We start from the raw sequence: 16,939 nt of genomic DNA, 5'->3' as shown, positions 1-16,939 counted from the left end.
AGCCGACACCGCGAGCGCGCCGGTCGCCGCCCGCGCGGCCGCGATCCTGGTGGTGGACGACGACGCCGAGGTCCGCCACGTCACGGCGTCGTTCCTCAACGGCTTCGGCTACGACGAGATCGAGGCCGCGGACGGGGCGGCCGCGCTCGCACTGATGGAGCAGCGCCGCTTCGACCTCGTCGTCGCAGACCTGGCGATGCCCGGCATGACCGGCGTCGAGCTCGCCGCGGAAGTCCGCAGCCGCTGGTCCGAGGTGCCGGTGCTGATCGTGACCGGGCATGCCGAGGCCGTCGAGATCCCGCACGACCTGCCGGTGCTGACGAAGCCGTTCCAGTCGGCCGAGCTCGCCCGCCGCGTCTCGTCCCTGCTCGACGGAAGCCACGGCGCTTGAGCGGAACGCCGGGCGCCAAACGAAAAAGGCGGCCCTAAGGCCGCCTTTCGATCGATCTTGACTGCGATGCCGCCGATCAGGCCGCTTCGCTCTCGCCACCCAGCACAGGGCCGGAATCCTTGCCGCGGGCCGTCACGTCGCGATCGACGAACTCGATCACGGCGAGCGGGGCGTTGTCGCCCTTGCGGAAGCCAGCCTTCATGATGCGGCAGTAGCCGCCTGGACGGGCGGTGTAGCGCGGACCCAGCACCGTGAAGAGCTTCTTCACCATGTCGTGGTCGCGGATCTGCGACATCGCCAGACGGCGGGTGTGGACGCTGTCGATGCGGCCGAGCGAAATCAGCTTCTCGATGACCGGACGTAGGTCCTTGGCCTTCGGGAGCGTGGTGATGATCTGCTCGTGCTTGATCAGCGCGGCGGACATGTTGGCGAACATCGCCTTGCGGTGCTCGGTGGTGCGGTTGAAACGACGACCGCGAAATCCGTGACGCATGTGCTTGGCCCTTCTTTATGTGTCCGGCCGCCGTGCCACGGTACGGCCGGATGCCCCGTGAGCGGGGCGTCTTCGTTGGTCCGCATGACCCCGCGGCGGGATTCTTTTTTTCGACGGTCCTGACCCGGCGGCGACGCGCCGCCGGGTCAGGCCCGAACCGGCTTCGGTTCAGTAGTGCTCTTCGAAGCGCTTGGCGAGATCCTCGATGTTCTCCGGCGGCCAGCCGGGGATGTCCATCCCGAGGTGCAGGCCCATGCCGGCGAGCACTTCCTTGATCTCGTTGAGCGACTTGCGGCCGAAGTTCGGGGTGCGCAGCATCTCGCCCTCCGACTTCTGGATGAGGTCGCCGATGTAGACGATGTTGTCGTTCTTCAGGCAGTTCGCCGAACGGACCGAGAGCTCGAGCTCGTCGACCTTCTTGAGCAAAGCCGGGTTGAAGGGCAGCTGCGGCGCGAGCGGGGCGGCCTCCTCCTTGCGGGGATCCTCGAAGTTCACGAACACCTGGAGCTGGTCCTGGATGATGCGCGCGGCGTAGGCGAGCGCATCCTCCGGCGACACCGCGCCGTTGGTCTCGACCGTCATCGTCAGCTTGTCCTTGTCGAGATCCTGGCCCTCGCGGGTGGTCTCGATGCGGTAGCTGACCTTGGTCACCGGCGAGAACAGCGCGTCCACCGGGATCAGGCCGATCGGCGCGTCTTCGGGGCGGTTCTGCTCGGCCGGAACGTAGCCCTTCCCGGTGGCGACGGTGAACTCCATCCGGATCTCGGCGCCGTCGTCGAGCGTGCAGATCACGAGGTCGGGGTTCAGGATCTGGATGTCGCCGACCGTGCCGATGTCGCCGGCGGTGACGAGGCCGGGACCGGTCTTGCGCAGGGTCATGCGCTTCGGGGCGTCGGTCTGCGAACGGATGGCGATCGTCTTGATGTTCAGGACGATATCCGTGACGTCCTCGCGGACGCCCGGGATCGAGGAGAACTCGTGCAGCACGCCGTCGATCTGGACCGAGGTCACGGCCGCGCCCTGGAGGGACGATAGCAGCACCCGGCGCAGGGAGTTGCCGAGCGTCGTGCCGAAGCCGCGCTCCAACGGCTCGGCGACGACGGTGGCGACCCGCTTCGGGTCGTCGCCGGTCGAGACCTGCAGCTTGTTGGGCTTGATCAGCTCTTGCCAGTTCTTCTGAATGACCACGATCCTACCTCTCCTGACGCACGAGCCCGCGACGTCCGGGTCCGCGCTTCGGCCGAACGGTGCTGCCCCCAGCCCCGGTCGGTCCCTAAAATGATGGCTCCGGGCCTACGCCTCGTCGGCGACCCAGAGCTCCGGCACGAACCGGTATCCGTCCCCGTCCCGCGTCACGAAGCCGACGGCCGGGAATTCGAGATGCGAGCCGGCGATGCGGGTGCCGTCGGCCGCGAGATCCGCGAGGATCGCCTTGCGCGTCGCCCGCGCCTGGTCGCCGTCGACATCGAAGCCGACACCCGCCTCCGGTTGCTTGAACTGGATCGCGGGCAGGTGCACCACATCCGTGAACACCAGCAGCGACTTGTCCCCCGAAACGATCCGGAAGCCGCAATGGCCCGGCGTATGGCCGGGCAGGTGGACAGCCATGATCCCCGGCAGCACCTCGCCGCCGGACTGCTCGCGCATCCGGCCGGCATAGGGTGCCAGGGCCTTGCGCGCGTTCTCGAAATACGGCTTGGCCCCGTCCGGCGCGGCGGCGAGCGCCGCGTCGGGGAGCCAGTGCTTCGCCTCGTCCGAATGCAGCACGATCTCCGCGTTCGGATAGGCGGCCTTCCCGTCGGCGAGCAGGCCGCCGACGTGGTCGGGATGACAATGCGTGACGAGGATCGTCTCGATCGCGTCGGGGCTCACGCCGGCGACGGCGAGCGCCTCGGACACGCGGCCCATGGTCGGCGGACCGAACGCACCGTAGCCCGTGTCGATCATCACCGGCTTGCGGCCGGGGCCGGTGACGAGGAACGCGTTGAGCGTCACCCGCGGCGCGTCGGTGCGGAAGCCGGCCCGCTGTAGCGCGCCGGCCTCGTCCTTCGAGATACCTGTGACGAGATCGAGGGACCCCTGGAACCACCCGTCGTTGAGCACGGTGACCGTGAGGTCGCCGACGCCCCAGCGCTTGACGCCCGGAAGGATCTTCGAATTCGCCACGTGTGTCTCCGGCCTCCTCAGACGCGCCGACGCTTGCGCGGACGGCAACCGTTGTGCGGGATCGAGGTGACGTCGCGGATCGAGGTAACGGTGAAGCCCGCGGCCTGAAGGGCGCGGAGCGCCGACTCGCGGCCCGAACCGGGGCCGGAAACCTCGACCTCGAGGGTGCGCATGCCGTGCTCGGCGGCCTTGCGGGCGGCGTCCTCGGCGGCGACCTGCGCGGCGTAGGGAGTCGACTTCCGCGAGCCCTTGAAGCCCATGGCGCCCGAGGAGGACCACGAGATCGTGTTGCCCTGCGCGTCGGTGATGGTGATCATCGTGTTGTTGAACGAGGCGGCGACGTGCGCCACGCCCGAGACGATGTTCTTGCGTTCGCGCCGGCGGACGCGGGTCGGTTCCTTGGCCATCTGTGTCTCTCGTCCTTCAAGCGCACCCGTAATTCCAGGTGCTCGGGATGTTTCGGAGTTCAGCCGGGGCGCCTGCGGAGCACCGACCCGTCACGCCGGCCTCCGATCGGGGACGCGCGGCACGATGAAACGGGGGCAGCGCGGCACGCTGCCTCCGAATGTCGAAAACTTACTTCTTCTTGCCGGCGATCGGCTTCGACTTGCCCTTGCGGGTGCGCGCGTTGGTGTGCGTGCGCTGGCCGCGGACCGGCAGGTTGCGGCGGTGGCGCAGGCCGCGGTAGCAGCCGAGGTCCATCAGGCGCTTGATGTTCATCGACACGTCGCGGCGAAGGTCGCCCTCGACGAGGTAGTCGCGGTCGATCGTCTCGCGGATCTGCAGCACCTCGGCGTCGGTGAGCTGGTTCACGCGGCGCTCGGCCGGGATGCCGACCTTCCCCGTGATCTCCTCGGCCTTCTTCGCGCCGATGCCGTGGATGTACTGGAGCGCGATGACGACGCGCTTGTTGGTCGGGATGTTAACGCCGGCGATACGGGCCAAGGTCATGCTCCATGTGGCACGCGGGCGTCGGCCCGGGCCGTGTGATCGAGAAAGCGCACGTCCGGTGGAGGCCGGCCCTTGCACGCCCGTCAACGACAAATCGGCCCGCGGCCGCCCCTTAAAGGGCACCTCGGACCAACGGCTGTGCAGACGAAGACCGGCCTGCTAGCGCGGGCCGATCCCGATGTCAACGGCAGGGACGATAAGAAGCGCCGATCGGACCGGTGCCCAGGCGCCGGGCTTCGGTGTCCCGGCGGCGACGTCAGAAGCGCTGGCTGAGCTGGCGGCAATAGCCGCCGTTGTCGCGAAAGCCCGCCGGGCAGCGCCGAACGCAGGCTCCGGCCGCGAACTTCAACGGCGGCCGGCACATCCGGCCCGTCGTGCGCCGCTCGTATTGGTACGACTGCGCCGGGCCGGCGAACGCCGTCACCGGCGCGAGACCCACCGTCAACGTCAGAGCGGCGAGGAACGCCCGGGCCGAATGAGAGATCATGGTCGCGGGCCCTGGAGGTGAGAACGTCAGGAGGTTACGCCTTCCCGACGCGATTCGAGGATCGTCATCAACGATTCCGTCACCGACCCGATCGGTGCCATGCCGTCCACCGTCTCGAGCATCCCGGCACGCTCGTAATAGGCCGAGAGCGGCGCGGTCTGGATGCGGTAGGCTTCCAGCCGAGAAGCGAACACCTCCGGCGTATCGTCCTTGCGCACCGGCTGCCCGCGGGCCGCCGTCTCCTCGGCGCGCTTGGCGATGCGGCCGACCAGGGCCGCCTCGTCGACCTTGAACTCGATCACGGTCGAGAGCCGCAGGCCCTTTTCCTTCAGCATCACGTCGAGGGCCTTGGCCTGCTCGACGGTGCGGGGGAACCCGTCGAGGATGAAGCCGCCGCGCGCGTCAGGCTCTTCGATCCGGTCCGCGACGATTCCGACGACGATCGCATCGGACACGAGCCCGCCGCTCTCCATCACCGCCTTCGCCTGAAGGCCGACCGGGGTGCCGGCCGCGACCGCGGCCCGCAGCATGTCGCCGGTGGAGAGCTGCGGGATGCCGAACCGTGCGACGATCCGCTCGGACTGTGTCCCCTTCCCCGCGCCGGGTGGTCCGAGCAGAATGATCCGCATTGGCGTTGTCCTCGTCCCTGCCCGTCTCTCAGGGCTCCGTGCCGTGCGGCGATGCCTTGGCGACATCGTTCCGCGTCGGGGTCGTCTTGTAGCGGCTTCCACCGAGCGGGCGAGCGACAAATCGCCGTCCGCCCGTCATTCCGGCGATTGTGTCTCTCGTGTCGCCGAACGCGGCCGCTCAGCGCCGCCGCTGGGTCGTCGAAGCGCCGCGCAGCTTGGCCTTCTTTACGAGGCCCTCGTACTGGTGCGCCATCAGGTGCCCGTGGATCTGGGCCACCGTGTCCATCGTCACCGAGACGACGATGAGCAGCGACGTGCCGCCGAAGCCGAGGCTCGCCGAGGCGTAGGAGGCGATGATCTCCGGCACCAGGCAGACGAAGGTGAGGTAGAGGGCGCCGATCAGGGTGATGCGCGTCAGAACCTTGTCGATGAAGGCGGCGGTGCGCTCGCCCGGGCGGATGCCCGGGATGAAGCCGCCATGCTTCTTCAGGTTGTCCGCGGTCTCCTGCGGGTTGAACACGACCGCGGTGTAGAAGAACGCGAAGAAGATGATCAACGCCGCGTAGAGCGCCATGTAGAGCGGCCGGCCGTGGCCGAGATAGGTCGTCACCGTCGAGAGGAAGCCCGTGCCCTGGTTGGCCGAGAAGCTCGCCACGGTAGCCGGCAGCAGCAGCAGCGACGAGGCGAAGATCGGCGGGATCACGCCCGAGGTGTTGAGCTTCAGCGGCAGGAACGAGGTCTGGCCCTCGTACATCCGGTTGCCGACCTGGCGCTTCGGGTAGTTGATCAGAAGGCGGCGCTGGGCGCGCTCCATGAACACAATGAAGTAGACGAGGCCGATCGCGGCGACGCCGACGCCGAGGATCACCGCGGAGGACAGCGCGCCGGTGCGCGACAGCTCGAGCGCGCCGATGATGGCGGTCGGCAGGTGGGCCACGATGCCGGCGAAGATGATCAGCGACGAGCCGTTGCCGATGCCGCGCGAGGTGATCTGCTCGCCGATCCACATCAGAAACAGCGTGCCGCCGGTCAGCGTGATCACGGTGGAGGCGAGGAAGAACGGGCCGGGATCGATCGCGGCGCTCGAACTCTGTAGCCCCACGGCGATGCCCCAGGACTGGACCAGCGCCAGCACTACGGTGAGGTAGCGGGTGTACTGGTTGATGACCTTCCGGCCTGACTCGCCCTCCTTCTTCAGCGTCTCGAGGCTCGGGATCACCGAGGTGAGGAGCTGGATGATGATCGAAGCCGAGATGTAGGGCATGATGTTGAGCGCGAAGATCGCCATGCGCTCCACGGCACCGCCGGAGAACATGTTGAACAGCCCGAGCACGCCGCCGGCTTGGCTCTGGAAGTTCCGCGCGAACTGCTCCGGATCGATGCCGGGGATCGGGATGTAGGTCCCGAGCCGGAACACCACGAGCGCACCCAAGGTGAACCAGATGCGCTTCTTGAGCTCATCGGCCTTGGCGATGGCACCGAAATTGAGGTTCGCGGCGAGCTGCTCGGCGGCTGAGGCCATGGCCTGTGTCCTGATGATGGGTCACGAGGGTGCCGCGGGGCATCCCTGAAAACGGGAGCGGCGGCCGCATGCGAGGTCGCATGGGCCGCCGCTCGAGGCTTCGACTTAAGGGGTCGGTGACGGAGAGGCAACCGCGCTCAGGCGGTCGCCTCGCCCTTGCCGCCCAAGTCCTTGCCGCCCTTGCCGCGGACCGAGACGCCGGCGCCGTAGGCGACGACGACGCTGCCGCCGGCCTTCTCGACCGCTTCGACCGCCGACTTCGACGCCCGGGTCACCTCGAAGGCGACCTTCGCGGTGAGCTCGCCGACACCGAGCAGCTTCACGCCGTCACGGGGACGGGCGATGATCCCGGCCTGGACCAAGGCCTCGACCGTCACGGTCGCGGCGCCGTCGAGACGGCCGGCGTCGATCGCCTGCTGGACGCGGCCGACGTTCACCTCGTTGAGGTCGGTCGAGTACAGGTTGTTGAAGCCGCGCTTCGGCAGGCGACGGTGAAGCGGCATCTGGCCGCCCTCGAAGCCCTTGATGGCCACGCCGGTCCGGGCCTTCTGACCCTTCACGCCGCGCCCTGCGGTCTTGCCCTTGCCGGAGCCGATGCCCCGGCCGACGCGCATCCGGTTCTTGGTTGCGCCTTCGTTGTCGCGGATTTCGTTGAGCTTCATCGCGCCCTCCTCAAGCCGCGTCGTCGAGGACGCGCACGAGATGCGCGACCTTTCGGATCATGCCGCGAACGGCGGGGGTGTCTTCGAGCTCGGAGACACGGTGAAGCTTGTTCAGCTTCAGGCCCACCAGCGTCTGACGCTGGGAGGCCTCGCGGCGGATCGGCGAACCGATCTGCTCGACGCGGACAGTCTTGCTAGCCATGCTGCCCTCCCCTTACGCGACTGCGGCTTCGGACTGGTCGGACGGGCCCGCATCGGTGCGCCGCGCCTGGAGCGTCGACACCTTGAGACCGCGACGACCGGCGACGGAGCGCGGGCTGTCCTCGTTCTTGAGCGCCTCGAAGGTGGCGCGCACGAGGTTGTAGGGGTTCGAGGAGCCGAGGCTCTTGGCCACGACGTCCTGCATGCCCAGCGTCTCGAAGACGGCGCGCATCGGGCCGCCGGCGATGATGCCGGTACCCTGGGGCGCCGCGCGGAGGATCACCTTGCCGGCGCCGTGACGGCCCTGCACGTCGTGGTGCAGCGTCCGGCCCTCGCGGAGCGAGATGCGGACGAGGCCGCGCTTGGCGGCTTCCGTCGCCTTGCGGATCGCCTCGGGGACTTCGCGAGCCTTGCCGTGGCCGAAGCCGACACGGCCCTTCTGGTCGCCGACGACGACGAGGGCGGCGAAGCCGAAGCGACGGCCACCCTTCACCACCTTGGCGACGCGGTTGATGTGGACGAGCTTGTCCACGAACTCGCTGTCGCGCTCCTCGCGGTCGTCGCGGCGGCCGCGGCCACCGCCTTCACGTTCACGTGCCATGTTGTTCCCGTTTCATCTCACTGGCGCAGGCGGCGGGCCCGCTCGCTTGATTCGTCATCGACGGAGGCGGGCGAGCCGCCTCCGCACCGCCGAGATTTAGAAGTCGAGGCCACCCTCGCGGGCGGCGTCGGCCAGAGCCTTGATCCGGCCGTGGTACTGGTAGCCCGAGCGGTCGAACACGACCTTCGAGACGCCGGCAGCCTTGGCGCGCTCGGCGACGAGCTTGCCGACTGCGGACGCGGCGGCGATGTCGGCGCCGGTCTTCAGGTCGGCGCGCAGGCCCTTGTCGATCGACGAGGCGGCAGCGAGCGTCACGCCCGCCGCATCATCGATGACCTGGACGTAGATCTGCTTCGACGAGCGGAACACCGACAGGCGCGGCCGGCCGTTGGCCGAGGCGCGGAGCGCCCGGCGCACCCGCGCCTTGCGGCGGTCGAGGGCTTCGAGTTTGCGTGACATGTCTCAGCCCCCTTACTTCTTCTTGCCTTCCTTGCGGAAGATGAACTCGCCGGCGTACTTGACGCCCTTGCCCTTGTAGGGCTCGGGGCCGCGGTAGTCGCGGATTTCCGCGGCGACCTGGCCGACGACCTGGCGGTCGATGCCGGAGATGGTGATCTCCGTCGGCTTGGGCGTCACGATCGTGATGCCGGCCGGGATCTGGTACTCGATGTCGTGGCTGTACCCGAGCGAGAGCTTGAGCGCCTTGCCGGCCATCGCTGCGCGATAGCCGACGCCGGTGATCTCGAGCTTCTTTTCGAAGCCCTTGGACACGCCCTCGACCAGGTTCGCGACCTGGGCCCGCGAGGTGCCCCAGAGCGAACGGGCCGCCTTGGACTGGTCCTTCGGGGTCACCGTGACGGCGCCGTCCTCCAACGCCACCAGGACGAGCGAGGGAACCACGAACTCGAGCTCGCCCTTCGAGCCCTTCATCTTCACCGTCTGACCCGTGACCGACGCCGTAACGCCGGCCGGAACGGGGACGGGCTTCTTGCCTACGCGAGACATCTGCCTCTCTCCTTATCCGGGGATCAGAACACCTTGCAGAGCACTTCGCCGCCGACGTTGCGCTCGCGCGCCTCGTGGTCGGCCATGACGCCCTGCGGGGTGGACACGATGGTGACGCCGAGCCCGTCGGCGACGCGCGGCAGGTCGCCGACGGCCGAGTAGACGCGGCGGCCGGGCTTCGAAACGCGCTGGATCGAGCGGATGACGGGCTGGCCGTCATAGTACTTCAGCTCGATCGCGAACTCCGTCCGGCCGTTGCCGAGGTCGGTGGTCGCGAAGTCGCGGATGTAGCCTTCCGACTTCAGCACGTTCAGGACGTTGGCGCGCAGGCGCGAGCCGGGCGTCGAGACCACGTTGCGACGGCGCATCTGGCCGTTGCGGATGCGGGTGAGCATATCGCCCACGGGATCGTTGACCATGGGTGCCTCCTTACCAGCTCGACTTGACGAGGCCCGGGATCAGACCCCGGTTCCCGAGCTCGCGCAGTGCGATGCGCGAGACGCCCATCTTGCGGTAGTAGGCACGCGGCCGGCCGGTGATCTCGCACCGGTTGCGGACGCGGGTCGGGGACGAGTTGCGGGGAAGCTCCGCGAGCTTGAGGCGCGCCTCGAAGCGCTCCTCCATCTCGAGAGACTCGTCGTTGGCGGTCGCGAGCAGGGCCGAGCGCTTCGCAGCGAAGCGCTTGACCAGCTCCTTCCGGTGGTTGTTCTGTTCGACTGAACTCTTCTTTGCCATTGTCTATCCTCCGGTGTCCGCGTCTAGGTGCCCCGAGGGACGCCTACTGCCGGAACGGGAATTGGAAGGCGGCCAGCAGCGCGCGGGCCTCCTCGTCGGTGGTGGCGGTGGTGGCGACGACGATGTCCATGCCCCAGGTCTGCTCGGCCTTGTCGTACGAGATCTCCGGGAACACGAGGTGCTCCTTGAGCCCGAGGGCGTAGTTGCCGCGGCCGTCGAAGGACTTCGGGTTCAGGCCGCGGAAGTCGCGGACGCGCGGCAGCGCGATCGTGACCAAGCGGTCCATGAACTCGTACATCTTCTGGCGGCGCAGGGTGACCTTGCAGCCGATCGGCATGCCCTCGCGGACCTTGAAGGTCGCGATCGGCTTGCGGGCCTTGGTGATCACCGGCTTCTGGCCGGCGATCAACGCCAGGTCGCCGGCGGCGACGGCGGCCTTCTTGGAGTCGGCGGTGGACTCGCCGACGCCCATGTTGATGACGATCTTGTCGATCCGGGGAACCTGCATCGGGTTCTTGTAGCCGAACTGCTCAATGAGCTTCTGGCGGATGACTTCGTCGTAGTGGGTGCGCAGGCGCGGGACGTAGGCGTCCTTGTTGGCCTCAGCCATCGATCTGGTCCCCCGTGGACTTGGCGAAGCGGACCTTGCGACCGTCTTCGAGGATGCGGAAACCCACGCGGGTCGGCTTGCCGTTCGCGTCCTGCAACGCGAGGTTCGAGAGCTGGATCGCGGCCTCCTTGGAGATGATGCCGCCTTCCTGGCTCTGGGACTGCTTCTGGTGCTTCTTGACCAGGTTGATCCCGCGGACGAGCGCCTTGTCGTCCTTCGGCATCACCTGGATGACCTCGCCGGACCGACCGGAGTCGCGACCGGTGAGGACGACGACCGTGTCGCCCTTCTTGATCTTGGCTGCCATCACAGCACCTCCGGAGCCAGCGAGATGATCTTCATGTGGTTGCGGGCGCGCAGTTCGCGCGGCACCGGCCCGAAGATGCGGGTCCCGATCGGCTCCTTCTGGTTGTTGATCAGAACGGCCGCGTTCTTGTCGAAGCGGATCACCGAACCGTCGGGACGCTTCACTTCCTTGGCGGTCCGCACGACCACCGCCTTCATGACGTCGCCCTTCTTGACGCGGCCGCGCGGAATCGCCTCCTTGATGGACACGACGATGATGTCGCCCACGCCGGCATAGCGCCGCTTCGACCCGCCGAGGACCTTGATGCACATCACGCGACGCGCACCAGAGTTGTCGGCGACGTCCAGATTCGTCTGCATCTGGATCACAGGAGTGACCTTTCCTTGTTTCAGGCGGGTTTCCGCACACGGGCGGTATTGCCCGGCGGACGACGCCTGATGGGGATCTGATGTCCCCGGCTCATATGACAGACCGCGCTATCGGCGCTTTTCCAGCGCCGGCGCGGTCACCGCAGTCGATGGGGAACCGGAGAACCGGTCACCGCTGATCTGTCGCGAAGAAAGGTCGCCTACAGCAAGGCGACGATTCGTGCAAGCTCTACGGGCAGGAGCACGGAGGGTCTCATCGGGCGCGCGTACGCGCTCGATGGGTGTTGGGTCGGTGGCCTCAGGCCGCCGAGGGAGCCTCGGCCTGGGCGGCGTCGCCCTCGACGAGCTTCCAGGTCTTGGTCTTCGAGAAGGGCCGGCACTCCTCGATGAACACCGTAGCCCCGACCTTGGCGGCGTTCGCCTCGTCGTGAGCGTGGTAGTTCTTCGAGCGGCGGACGGTCTTCTTCATCACCGGGTGGGTGAAGCGACGCTCCACCTTGACGACGATGGTCTTCTCGCCCTTGTCGCTGACGACGACGCCCTGCAATACGCGCTTCGGCATGATGAAACTCCTCAGGCCGACGTCGCCTGCAGCGTCTTCTGACGCTGCAGGGTGCGGACGCGGGCGATGTCGCGACGGACTTCGCGGACGCGGGCGACGTTCTCGAGCTGGCCGGTGGCCCCCTGGAAGCGCAGGTTGAACTGCTCCTTCTTGAGGTTCAAGAGCTCGTCGCTCAGCTGATCGGGCGACAGGGCGGCGAGATCCGACTGTCTCTGTGACGACTTCATGATCTGCCTCCCTTAGTCGGCGATGCGTTGCACGACGCGCGTGCGGATGGGCAGCTTGGCGGCGCCCAGACGAAGCGCCTCCTTGGCGATGTCCTCGGCGACGCCGTCGACCTCGAACATGATGCGGCCCGGGTGGACGCGGGCGGCCCAATACTCGGGTGCGCCCTTACCGGAGCCCATGCGGACTTCGGTCGGCTTCGACGTGACCGGAACGTCGGGGAAGATCCGGATCCAGACCCGGCCCTGACGCTTCATCTCACGGGTGATCGCGCGGCGGGCCGCCTCGATCTGGCGAGCGGTGATGCGCTCTGGCTCCACCGCCTTCAGGCCGAACTGGCCGAAATTCAGGTCGAAGCCGCCCTTGGCCGCACCGGAGATGCGACCTTTGAACTGCTTACGAAACCGGGTCTTCTTGGGTTGCAACATGGCAGCCTCTCAACACCTTCCTTGGCTCGGGGGTCGACGATCGCGCGGTTAGGCGTGATCGCGGCGACCGCGACCGCGGTCACCCTCGCCGTCGCGCTCGCGACGACCGCCCGAACGGCCGCCCTCTTCCTGCGCCTTCTTATCCTGCGCCATCGGGTCGTGCTCGAGGATCTCGCCCTTGAACACCCAGACCTTGATGCCGCACGTTCCGTAGGTCGTGAACGCGGTCGCCGTGCCGTAGTCGACGTCGGCGCGCAGCGTGTGCAGGGGCACGCGGCCCTCGCGGTACCATTCCTGGCGGGCGATCTCGGCGCCGCCGAGACGACCGGAGCAGTTGATCCGGATGCCCTCCGCGCCGAGGCGCATGGCGGATTGCACGGCGCGCTTCATGGCGCGACGGAAGGCGACGCGGCGCTCGAGCTGCTGGGCGATCGAGTCGGCCACCAGCACGGCGTCGATCTCGGGCTTCCGCACCTCGACGATGTTGATGGTCACGTCGGCCTTGGTCATGGTGTTGACCAGCTTGCGCAGCTTCTCGATGTCGGCGCCCTTCTTGCCGATCACCACGCCCGGACGACCCGAGTGGATAGTGACGCGGCACTTCCGGTGCGGACGCTCGATGACGATCTTCGAGACCGCCGCCTGCTTGAGCTGCTTCATGAGGGCGGCGCGGATCGCGACGTCCTCGTGCATCAGCTTCACGTATTCTGTCTTGCCGGCGAACCAGCGGGAATCCCAGGTCCGGTTGATGCCGAGCCGGAGACCGATCGGGTTGACTTTCTGACCCATCAGATTCTCCTCAGGCCGCTTCGGCGGTGCGGACTTCGCGAACCACGATGGTGAGGTTCGAGAAAGGCTTCAGGATGCGCGCGCCGCGACCGCGGGCGCGGGCGTGGAAGCGCTTCAGGACCAGCGCCTTGCCCACGAAGGCCTGGGTGACGACGAGGTCGTCGACGTCCAGGTCGTGGTTGTTCTCGGCGTTGGCGATCGCGCTCTCGAGGCACTTCTTGACCTCGGTCGAGATGCGCTTGCGGGAGAACTCGAGGTCGGCGAGGGCCGACTCGACCTTCTTGCCGCGGATCATCTGCGCGACGAGGTTGAGCTTCTGGGGCGAGACACGGAGCATCCGTGCGACGGCCTTGGCCTCGTTCTCGGGCAGCGCGCGGGGGGTGGCTTGCTTGCCCATGTCAGCGCCTCTTCGCCTTCTTGTCGGCCGCGTGGCCGTGGAAGGTGCGGGTCGGCGAGAACTCGCCGAACTTGTGACCGACCATTTCCTCGGAAACGTAGACCGGAATGTGCTTCTGTCCATTGTGCACACCGAAGGTGAGCCCGATGAACTGCGGCAGGATGGTGGAGCGACGGCTCCAGATCTTGATGACCTCGTTCCGGCTCGACCCGCGAGCCGCCTCGGCCTTCTTGAAGAGGTAGCCGTCGACGAACGGCCCCTTCCAGAGTGAGCGTGCCATGATGGTTACTTCTTGCGGTTGTGGCGGCTGGACAGGATGAAGACGTCGGTCCGCTTGTTCGAGCGGGTCTTCTTCCCCTTGGTCGGCACGCCCCAGGGCGTCACCGGGTTACGGCCGCCCGAGGTGCGTCCCTCGCCGCCGCCGTGCGGGTGGTCCACCGGGTTCATGGCGACGCCGCGGACGTGCGGACGCTTGCCGAGCCACCGGTTGCGCCCGGCCTTGCCGAGCGAGATGTTCATGTGGTCCGGGTTCGAGACCGCACCCACCGTCGCGTAGCACTGGCCGTGGACCAGGCGCTGCTCTCCCGAGTTCAGGCGGAGCGTCACGTAGCCCTGGTCGCGCCCGACGATCTGAGCGTAGTTGCCGGCGGAACGGGCGACCGCGCCGCCCTTGCCGATCTTCAGCTCGATATTGTGCACGATCGTGCCCACCGGCATGCCGCCGATCGGCCCGGCGTTGCCCGGCTTGATGTCGACGCCCTCGCCCGAGATCACCTTGTCGCCCGGCTGCAGGCGCTGCGGAGCGATGATGTAGCTCTGCTTGCCGTCCGGGTAGTTGATCAGCGCGATGAACGCCGTGCGGTTCGGATCGTACTCGATCCGCTCGACGGTCGCCGACACGCCCGGCTGCGACCGACGCTTGAAGTCGACGAGGCGGAGCGAGCGCTTGTGGCCGCCGCCGCGGAAGCGGACGGTGATCCGCCCGAGGTTGTTGCGGCCGCCCGAGGACGACTTGCCCTCGGTCAGCGCCTTCACCGGCTTGCCCTTGTAGAGCTCACGGCGGTCGACCAGCACGAGCTGGCGGAGGCTCGGCGTGACCGGTTTGAATGTCTTCAAGGCCATCGGCTTAAATCCCTACCCGGTCTATCTCAGAGGCCGGTCGTGACGTCGATCGTGTCACCTTCGGCGAGGGTCACGACCGCTTTCTTCACGTCCGAACGCTGTCCGCGCATGCCGCGGAAGATCTTCTTCTTGCCCTTGGTCACGAGGGTGTTCACCGCCGTGACCTTGACGTCGAACAGCTTCTCGACCGCTTCCTTGATCTGCGGCTTGGTAGCCTTCGGGGCGACCCGGAAGACCACCTTGTTCTGTTCGGTGAGGTTCGTCGCCTTCTCGGTGATGACCGGGGCGACGATGATGTCGTAGTGGCGCGGATCGGCACTCATTTGAAACGCTCCTCCAGCGCGTCGATCGCGGCGCGGGTCAGCACGAGCGTGTCGCGGCGCAGGATGTCGTAGACGTTGATGCCCTGCACGGGCAGCACGTCGATCATCGGGATGTTGCGGGCGGCGCGGCCGAAGTTCTCGTCGACCTCCGCGCCACCGATGATCAGTGCGTTCGAGAGACCCATCTTCCCGAAGCGCTCGATGAGCCCCTTGGTCTTGTGGTCCTCGATCTTGATGTCGTCCACGACGATGATGGTCGAGGTCTTGGCCTTGGCCGAAAGGGCGTGGCGGAGCGCCAGGGCGCGGACCTTCTTGGGAAGGTCGTGGCCGTGGTCGCGCACGACCGGGCCAAACGCACGGCCACCGCCGCGGAACTGCGGAGCCGACGCTGCGCCGTGACGCGCGTTGCCGGTGCCCTTCTGCTTATAGAGCTTCTTGCGGGTACGGTTCACGTCCGAGCGGTTCTGCACGGCGTGGGTGCCGGCGCGACGCTTGGCGAGCTGGTAGCGCACCATGCGCTGAAGCAGGTCGGCGCGGGGCTCGAGGCCGAAGATGGCCTCGTTGAGCTCAACTGAGCCGGCGCCGGCGCCGTCGAGGGTGGTGATATCGAGCTTCATCACGCGTTCTCCTCGGCAGCGGGCGCCTCGGGGGCGGATTGCGCGGCCGCGGACGCGCCGTTCTCACGGAACTTGCCGGGCTGCGGAACTTCGGCCGGCAGCTTGCGCTTCACCGCGTCCCGGATCTGGATCCAGCCGCCGGCGACGCCGGGAACCGCACCCTCGACCAGGATCAGGCCGCGCTCGACGTCCGTGCGGACGACGCGCAGGTTCTGCGTGGTCACCCGGTCGACGCCCATGTGACCGGGCATCTTCTTGTTCTTGAAGGTCTTGCCCGGGTCCTGACGGCCGCCGGTCGAACCGATCGAACGGTGCGAGATCGACACGCCGTGGGTGGCGCGCAGACCGCCGAAGTTCCAGCGCTTGATGCCGCCAGCGAACCCCTTACCCGTGGTCGTGCCCGTCACGTCGACGAACTGGCCCGGGATGAAGTGGTCGGCGGTGATCTCGGCGCCCACCGGGATCAGCGCGTCCTCGGAAACGCGGAACTCGGCGATCTTCTGCTTCGGCTCGACCTTGGCGACCGCGAAGCGGCCACGCTCGGCGGCCGACACGTTCTTGACCTTCGCCTTGCCGACGCCGAGCTGGACGGCGACGTAGCCGTTCTTCTCGACGGTGCGGTGGGCGACCACCTGGCATTGTTCGATCTTGAGCACGGTGCAGGGAACGTGTTCCCCCGCTTCCGTGAAGATCCGGGTCATGCCGACCTTCTGTGCAATGACGCCTGAGCGCATAAGGTGTCTCCCTCGCGCGATGAAACGGTAAGCTCTAAACCCGGCGGGGCTTAGAGCTTGATCTCCACGTCCACGCCAGCGGCGAGGTCGAGCTTCATCAGCGCGTCCACGGTCTGGGGGGTCGGATCAACGATGTCGAGGACGCGCTTGTGGGTGCGCATCTCGAACTGCTCGCGCGACTTCTTGTCGATGTGCGGCGAGCGGTTGACCGTGAACTTCTCGATATGGGTCGGCAGCGGGATCGGGCCGCGGATGGTCGCGCCGGTCCGCTTGGCGGTGGAAACGATCTCGCGGGTGGACGCATCCAGGATGCGATGATCGAACGCCTTCAGGCGGATGCGGATATTTTGACCGTTCATGACCTAAACCTCGACGGAAACGTGTTGGGCGGGCGCGAGGGCCCTTCCCTCAATCGTCCCCTGACGGATGCTGTGTCCGGGGACCGGCCCTTCGTCCCGAGAGACGACGGGCCGGTCTGTCTGACGACTACGCGTTGATGGCGGCGACGACGCCGGCGCCGACGGTGCGTCCGCCTTCGCGGATGGCGAAGCGCAGCTTCTCCTCCATGGCCACCGGCACGATCAGCGTGACGTCCATGGTCACGTTGTCGCCCG

Annotated in this window: 30 protein-coding genes and 1 pseudogene; 1 reads left to right on the top strand and 30 read right to left on the bottom strand. The window is 67.4% G+C overall.

Annotation, left to right across the window (positions count from 1 at the left end; genetic code table 11):
- A partial coding sequence (locus FV222_RS05270) for a response regulator (protein ID WP_147813323.1) occupies positions 1-391 on the top strand: 391 nt, incomplete at its 5' end.
- Positions 392-467: 76 nt separating this feature from the next.
- Here the strand turns inward: FV222_RS05270 and rplQ are convergent.
- The 30 genes and pseudogenes from rplQ to tuf form a co-directional block, all read right to left on the bottom strand.
- Positions 468-884 (bottom strand): 50S ribosomal protein L17, encoded by a 417-nt coding sequence (rplQ, locus tag FV222_RS05265; protein ID WP_147752890.1) that lies wholly within the window; start codon positions 882-884, stop codon positions 468-470.
- A gap of 168 nt (positions 885-1,052) precedes the next feature.
- Positions 1,053-2,072 (bottom strand): DNA-directed RNA polymerase subunit alpha, encoded by a 1,020-nt coding sequence (locus FV222_RS05260; RefSeq protein ID WP_147752891.1) that lies wholly within the window; start codon positions 2,070-2,072, stop codon positions 1,053-1,055.
- 105 nt (positions 2,073-2,177) lie between these two features.
- On the bottom strand, positions 2,178-3,050 hold the full coding sequence (locus FV222_RS05255; RefSeq protein WP_147763779.1) for an MBL fold metallo-hydrolase: 873 nt from the start codon (positions 3,048-3,050) through the stop codon (positions 2,178-2,180).
- Positions 3,051-3,067: 17 nt separating this feature from the next.
- A complete protein-coding gene (rpsK, locus tag FV222_RS05250; protein ID WP_147725843.1) occupies positions 3,068-3,457 on the bottom strand; it encodes a 30S ribosomal protein S11 in 390 nt (129 codons plus the stop codon).
- A 169-nt stretch (positions 3,458-3,626) separates the two neighbouring features.
- Positions 3,627-3,995 carry a 30S ribosomal protein S13 gene (gene rpsM / locus FV222_RS05245; protein WP_147752893.1) on the bottom strand — a complete coding sequence of 123 codons (369 nt, stop codon included), beginning with the start codon at positions 3,993-3,995 and terminating at the stop codon, positions 3,627-3,629.
- Between the two features lie 262 nt (positions 3,996-4,257).
- Positions 4,258-4,488, bottom strand: a complete 231-nt coding sequence (locus FV222_RS05240; protein WP_147763778.1) for a hypothetical protein — start codon at positions 4,486-4,488, stop codon at positions 4,258-4,260.
- Positions 4,489-4,514: 26 nt separating this feature from the next.
- The gene (locus FV222_RS05235) at positions 4,515-5,117 is read right to left on the bottom strand and encodes an adenylate kinase (protein ID WP_147763777.1); all 603 of its coding nucleotides are present in this window, start codon (positions 5,115-5,117) and stop codon (positions 4,515-4,517) included.
- 178 nt (positions 5,118-5,295) lie between these two features.
- Positions 5,296-6,639, bottom strand: a complete 1,344-nt coding sequence (gene secY, locus FV222_RS05230) for a preprotein translocase subunit SecY (protein ID WP_147752896.1) — start codon at positions 6,637-6,639, stop codon at positions 5,296-5,298.
- A gap of 137 nt (positions 6,640-6,776) precedes the next feature.
- A complete protein-coding gene (gene rplO / locus FV222_RS05225) occupies positions 6,777-7,301 on the bottom strand; it encodes a 50S ribosomal protein L15 (RefSeq protein WP_147752897.1) in 525 nt (174 codons plus the stop codon).
- Between the two features lie 10 nt (positions 7,302-7,311).
- Positions 7,312-7,503, bottom strand: a complete 192-nt coding sequence (gene rpmD, locus FV222_RS05220) for a 50S ribosomal protein L30 (RefSeq protein ID WP_147725849.1) — start codon at positions 7,501-7,503, stop codon at positions 7,312-7,314.
- Positions 7,504-7,515: 12 nt separating this feature from the next.
- The gene (gene rpsE / locus FV222_RS05215; protein WP_147813321.1) at positions 7,516-8,103 is read right to left on the bottom strand and encodes a 30S ribosomal protein S5; all 588 of its coding nucleotides are present in this window, start codon (positions 8,101-8,103) and stop codon (positions 7,516-7,518) included.
- A 96-nt stretch (positions 8,104-8,199) separates the two neighbouring features.
- Positions 8,200-8,562, bottom strand: a complete 363-nt coding sequence (gene rplR / locus FV222_RS05210; RefSeq protein ID WP_147752899.1) for a 50S ribosomal protein L18 — start codon at positions 8,560-8,562, stop codon at positions 8,200-8,202.
- Between the two features lie 12 nt (positions 8,563-8,574).
- Entirely contained in the window at positions 8,575-9,108 is a 534-nt protein-coding gene (rplF, locus tag FV222_RS05205; protein ID WP_147752900.1) for a 50S ribosomal protein L6, read from the bottom strand.
- Positions 9,109-9,131: 23 nt separating this feature from the next.
- Positions 9,132-9,527: a 30S ribosomal protein S8 gene (rpsH, locus tag FV222_RS05200; protein WP_147752901.1), complete on the bottom strand. Its 396-nt coding sequence runs from the start codon at positions 9,525-9,527 to the stop codon at positions 9,132-9,134.
- A 10-nt stretch (positions 9,528-9,537) separates the two neighbouring features.
- Positions 9,538-9,843 (bottom strand): 30S ribosomal protein S14, encoded by a 306-nt coding sequence (gene rpsN / locus FV222_RS05195; protein WP_147752902.1) that lies wholly within the window; start codon positions 9,841-9,843, stop codon positions 9,538-9,540.
- A gap of 43 nt (positions 9,844-9,886) precedes the next feature.
- A complete protein-coding gene (gene rplE, locus FV222_RS05190) occupies positions 9,887-10,453 on the bottom strand; it encodes a 50S ribosomal protein L5 (protein WP_147752903.1) in 567 nt (188 codons plus the stop codon).
- The gene (gene rplX / locus FV222_RS05185; RefSeq protein WP_147752904.1) at positions 10,446-10,760 is read right to left on the bottom strand and encodes a 50S ribosomal protein L24; all 315 of its coding nucleotides are present in this window, start codon (positions 10,758-10,760) and stop codon (positions 10,446-10,448) included. Before rplX ends, rplE begins: the two co-directional genes overlap by 8 nt.
- Positions 10,760-11,128, bottom strand: coding sequence for a 50S ribosomal protein L14 (gene rplN, locus FV222_RS05180; protein ID WP_147725857.1), 369 nt, complete (start codon positions 11,126-11,128; stop codon positions 10,760-10,762). Before rplN ends, rplX begins: the two co-directional genes overlap by 1 nt.
- Before the next feature lie 298 nt (positions 11,129-11,426).
- Complete coding sequence (rpsQ, locus tag FV222_RS05175) at positions 11,427-11,690, bottom strand: 30S ribosomal protein S17 (RefSeq protein ID WP_147763775.1); 264 nt, start codon at positions 11,688-11,690, stop codon at positions 11,427-11,429.
- A gap of 11 nt (positions 11,691-11,701) precedes the next feature.
- Positions 11,702-11,917 (bottom strand): 50S ribosomal protein L29, encoded by a 216-nt coding sequence (rpmC, locus tag FV222_RS05170; RefSeq protein WP_147725859.1) that lies wholly within the window; start codon positions 11,915-11,917, stop codon positions 11,702-11,704.
- A gap of 12 nt (positions 11,918-11,929) precedes the next feature.
- Entirely contained in the window at positions 11,930-12,343 is a 414-nt protein-coding gene (rplP, locus tag FV222_RS05165) for a 50S ribosomal protein L16 (protein ID WP_147725860.1), read from the bottom strand.
- 48 nt (positions 12,344-12,391) lie between these two features.
- Complete coding sequence (rpsC, locus tag FV222_RS05160; RefSeq protein WP_147725861.1) at positions 12,392-13,132, bottom strand: 30S ribosomal protein S3; 741 nt, start codon at positions 13,130-13,132, stop codon at positions 12,392-12,394.
- A 10-nt stretch (positions 13,133-13,142) separates the two neighbouring features.
- Complete coding sequence (gene rplV, locus FV222_RS05155; RefSeq protein ID WP_147725862.1) at positions 13,143-13,529, bottom strand: 50S ribosomal protein L22; 387 nt, start codon at positions 13,527-13,529, stop codon at positions 13,143-13,145.
- A 1-nt stretch (position 13,530) separates the two neighbouring features.
- A complete protein-coding gene (rpsS, locus tag FV222_RS05150; RefSeq protein ID WP_147725863.1) occupies positions 13,531-13,809 on the bottom strand; it encodes a 30S ribosomal protein S19 in 279 nt (92 codons plus the stop codon).
- 5 nt (positions 13,810-13,814) lie between these two features.
- On the bottom strand, positions 13,815-14,651 hold the full coding sequence (rplB, locus tag FV222_RS05145; RefSeq protein WP_147752906.1) for a 50S ribosomal protein L2: 837 nt from the start codon (positions 14,649-14,651) through the stop codon (positions 13,815-13,817).
- A 26-nt stretch (positions 14,652-14,677) separates the two neighbouring features.
- The gene (locus FV222_RS05140) at positions 14,678-14,974 is read right to left on the bottom strand and encodes a 50S ribosomal protein L23 (RefSeq protein ID WP_147813319.1); all 297 of its coding nucleotides are present in this window, start codon (positions 14,972-14,974) and stop codon (positions 14,678-14,680) included.
- Entirely contained in the window at positions 14,971-15,591 is a 621-nt protein-coding gene (rplD, locus tag FV222_RS05135) for a 50S ribosomal protein L4 (RefSeq protein ID WP_147763774.1), read from the bottom strand. Before rplD ends, FV222_RS05140 begins: the two co-directional genes overlap by 4 nt.
- Complete coding sequence (rplC, locus tag FV222_RS05130; protein ID WP_147763773.1) at positions 15,591-16,325, bottom strand: 50S ribosomal protein L3; 735 nt, start codon at positions 16,323-16,325, stop codon at positions 15,591-15,593. Before rplC ends, rplD begins: the two co-directional genes overlap by 1 nt.
- A 50-nt stretch (positions 16,326-16,375) precedes the next feature.
- Positions 16,376-16,684 (bottom strand): 30S ribosomal protein S10, encoded by a 309-nt coding sequence (rpsJ, locus tag FV222_RS05125; RefSeq protein ID WP_018044230.1) that lies wholly within the window; start codon positions 16,682-16,684, stop codon positions 16,376-16,378.
- A gap of 127 nt (positions 16,685-16,811) precedes the next feature.
- A pseudogene (gene tuf, locus FV222_RS05120) lies at positions 16,812-16,939 on the bottom strand (elongation factor Tu); the annotation flags it as partial.

Source organism: Methylobacterium sp. WL103, assembly GCF_008039885.1.
Taxonomy (GTDB): Bacteria; Pseudomonadota; Alphaproteobacteria; order Rhizobiales; family Beijerinckiaceae; genus Methylobacterium; species Methylobacterium cerastii.
The sequence above is the reverse complement of the archived record's forward strand: the minus strand, read 5'-3'. Positions and strand labels throughout refer to the sequence as shown.

Bases quoted from the DNA above. Each gene is read 5' to 3' on its own strand.
- rplX (WP_147752904.1), bottom strand. From the start codon at position 10,760: ATGGCAGCCAAGATCAAGAAGGGCGACACGGTCGTCGTCCTCACCGGT.
- rpsK (WP_147725843.1), bottom strand. From the start codon at position 3,457: ATGGCCAAGGAACCGACCCGCGTCCGCCGGCGCGAACGCAAGAACATC.
- rpmC (WP_147725859.1), bottom strand. From the start codon at position 11,917: ATGAAGTCGTCACAGAGACAGTCGGATCTCGCCGCCCTGTCGCCCGAT.
- rplO (WP_147752897.1), bottom strand. From the start codon at position 7,301: ATGAAGCTCAACGAAATCCGCGACAACGAAGGCGCAACCAAGAACCGG.
- rplE (WP_147752903.1), bottom strand. From the start codon at position 10,453: ATGGCTGAGGCCAACAAGGACGCCTACGTCCCGCGCCTGCGCACCCAC.
- FV222_RS05140 (WP_147813319.1), bottom strand. From the start codon at position 14,974: ATGAGTGCCGATCCGCGCCACTACGACATCATCGTCGCCCCGGTCATC.
- rpsN (WP_147752902.1), bottom strand. From the start codon at position 9,843: ATGGCAAAGAAGAGTTCAGTCGAACAGAACAACCACCGGAAGGAGCTG.
- rplD (WP_147763774.1), bottom strand. From the start codon at position 15,591: ATGAAGCTCGATATCACCACCCTCGACGGCGCCGGCGCCGGCTCAGTT.
- rplC (WP_147763773.1), bottom strand. From the start codon at position 16,325: ATGCGCTCAGGCGTCATTGCACAGAAGGTCGGCATGACCCGGATCTTC.
- rplV (WP_147725862.1), bottom strand. From the start codon at position 13,529: ATGGGCAAGCAAGCCACCCCCCGCGCGCTGCCCGAGAACGAGGCCAAG.
- rpmD (WP_147725849.1), bottom strand. From the start codon at position 7,503: ATGGCTAGCAAGACTGTCCGCGTCGAGCAGATCGGTTCGCCGATCCGC.
- FV222_RS05235 (WP_147763777.1), bottom strand. From the start codon at position 5,117: ATGCGGATCATTCTGCTCGGACCACCCGGCGCGGGGAAGGGGACACAG.
- rplR (WP_147752899.1), bottom strand. From the start codon at position 8,562: ATGTCACGCAAACTCGAAGCCCTCGACCGCCGCAAGGCGCGGGTGCGC.
- rpsC (WP_147725861.1), bottom strand. From the start codon at position 13,132: ATGGGTCAGAAAGTCAACCCGATCGGTCTCCGGCTCGGCATCAACCGG.
- rpsH (WP_147752901.1), bottom strand. From the start codon at position 9,527: ATGGTCAACGATCCCGTGGGCGATATGCTCACCCGCATCCGCAACGGC.
- rpsS (WP_147725863.1), bottom strand. From the start codon at position 13,809: ATGGCACGCTCACTCTGGAAGGGGCCGTTCGTCGACGGCTACCTCTTC.
- rpsE (WP_147813321.1), bottom strand. From the start codon at position 8,103: ATGGCACGTGAACGTGAAGGCGGTGGCCGCGGCCGCCGCGACGACCGC.
- rpsQ (WP_147763775.1), bottom strand. From the start codon at position 11,690: ATGCCGAAGCGCGTATTGCAGGGCGTCGTCGTCAGCGACAAGGGCGAG.
- rplB (WP_147752906.1), bottom strand. From the start codon at position 14,651: ATGGCCTTGAAGACATTCAAACCGGTCACGCCGAGCCTCCGCCAGCTC.
- secY (WP_147752896.1), bottom strand. From the start codon at position 6,639: ATGGCCTCAGCCGCCGAGCAGCTCGCCGCGAACCTCAATTTCGGTGCC.
- FV222_RS05240 (WP_147763778.1), bottom strand. From the start codon at position 4,488: ATGATCTCTCATTCGGCCCGGGCGTTCCTCGCCGCTCTGACGTTGACG.
- rplF (WP_147752900.1), bottom strand. From the start codon at position 9,108: ATGTCTCGCGTAGGCAAGAAGCCCGTCCCCGTTCCGGCCGGCGTTACG.
- rplP (WP_147725860.1), bottom strand. From the start codon at position 12,343: ATGTTGCAACCCAAGAAGACCCGGTTTCGTAAGCAGTTCAAAGGTCGC.
- rpsJ (WP_018044230.1), bottom strand. From the start codon at position 16,684: ATGAACGGTCAAAATATCCGCATCCGCCTGAAGGCGTTCGATCATCGC.
- rplQ (WP_147752890.1), bottom strand. From the start codon at position 884: ATGCGTCACGGATTTCGCGGTCGTCGTTTCAACCGCACCACCGAGCAC.